The sequence below is a fragment of the Amycolatopsis pithecellobii genome (assembly GCF_009707865.1).
Classification (GTDB): Bacteria; Actinomycetota; Actinomycetes; order Mycobacteriales; family Pseudonocardiaceae; genus Amycolatopsis_E; species Amycolatopsis_E pithecellobii.
In genome coordinates this window covers 1-1761 of record NZ_WMBA01000139.1, presented here as the reverse complement: position 1 = coordinate 1761, position 1761 = coordinate 1, and the positions used below count along the sequence as shown (strand labels likewise).

Here is a 1761-nt window from a genome sequence, read left to right as displayed (position 1 = left end):
CAAGCCCACCCCGCCTGTTGGTACTCCGGTACGGGTGACGGGCGCGCAGTCGCTCGTGCGGTCGTTGGAGGCGGTCGGGGCCGAGGTGGTGTTCGGTATTCCGGGTGGCACGATTCTGCCTGCTTATGACCCGCTGTTGGATTCGGCCAAGGTGCGGCATGTGCTGGTCCGGCATGAGCAGGGTGCGGGGCATGCGGCGACGGGTTATGCGCAGGCGACCGGGAAGGTCGGGGTGTGCATGGCGACGTCGGGGCCGGGTGCGACGAACCTGGTGACGCCGTTGGCGGATGCGAACATGGATTCGGTGCCGGTGGTGGCGATCACGGGGCAGCAGACCCGGCCGTTGATCGGTACGGATGCCTTTCAGGAAGCCGACATCTGCGGTATCACGATGCCGATCACGAAGCACAACTTCCTGGTCAAGGACCCGGCGGATATTCCGAGGGTGATCGCGGAGGCGTTCCACCTGGCGTCCACGGGGCGTCCGGGTCCGGTGCTGGTGGATATCCCGAAGGATGTGTTGCAGGAGCAGACGTCGTTCTCGTGGCCGCCGGAGATGCGGTTGCCGGGGTATCGGCCGACGTTGCGTCCGCATGGCAAGCAGGTGCGTGAGGCGGCGCGGCTTATCGCGGAGGCGCGTCGTCCGGTGTTGTATGTCGGTGGTGGGGTGATCAAGGCGCAGGCGTCGGCGCAGTTGCTGGAGCTGGCGGAGCTGACGGGTATCCCGGTGGTCACGACGCTGATGGCGCGTGGCGCGTTCCCGGACTCGCATCGGCAGCATCTGGGTATGCCGGGGATGCACGGGTCGGTCGCCGCGGTCGCCGCGATGCAGCGGTCGGACCTGCTGATCGCATTGGGTGCGCGGTTCGATGACCGGGTCACCGGGCGGCTGGACTCGTTCGCGCCGGACGCGAAGATCGTGCATGCCGATATCGATCCGGCGGAGATCTCCAAGAACCGCAAGGCGGACGTGCCGATCGTGGGGGATTGTGCGGAGATCATCTATGAGCTCATCGACGCGGTCAAGGCCGAGACCGAGCGGTCGGGGGAGCCGGAGTTGTCGGCGTGGTGGACCCAGGTCGACTCGTGGCGTGACACGTTCCCGGTGGGGTATGAGTGGCCGCCGGATGGCACGCTGTCGCCGCAGTACGTGATCGAGCGGATCGGTGCGCTGGTGGGGCCGGAGGCGATCTACGCCGCGGGGGTCGGTCAGCACCAGATGTGGGCGGCGCAGTTCGTGCGTTATGAGAACCCGCGCACCTGGATCAACTCGGGCGGGCTGGGCACGATGGGCTTCGCCGTGCCGGCGGCGATGGGCGCGAAGTTCGGCGCACCGGACAAGCAGGTCTGGGCCATCGACGGGGACGGCTGTTTCCAGATGACCAACCAGGAGCTGGCCACGTGCGCGATCGAGGGTGCGCCGATCAAGGTGGCGGTGATCAACAACGGCAACCTCGGCATGATCCGCCAGTGGCAGAACCTGTTCTACGACCAGCGGTACTCCCAAAGCGACCTGGGCACCCACAAGCACCGGATACCGGACTTCACCCTCTTGGCCGAGGCGCTGGGATGTGCTGGGCTTCGTTGTGAGACGAAGGAAGAGGTCGACCAGGTGATCCGGCGGGCGATGGAGATCAACGACCGTCCCGTCGTGATCGATTTCGTGGTCGGCAAGGATGCCCAGGTGTGGCCCATGGTCGCGGCCGGGGCGAGCAACGACGAGGTGATGGCGGCGCGCGGCATCCGCCCGCTGTTCGACGA

1 protein-coding gene is annotated in these 1761 nt (G+C 66.8%); it reads left to right on the top strand.

Features of this window, described 5'->3' with window-relative positions; genetic code table 11:
• Window positions 1-34: 34 nt before the first annotated feature.
• Window positions 35-1761: acetolactate synthase large subunit (locus GKO32_RS37770; RefSeq protein WP_312869288.1), on the top strand; the 1727-nt coding region annotated here is incomplete at its 3' end.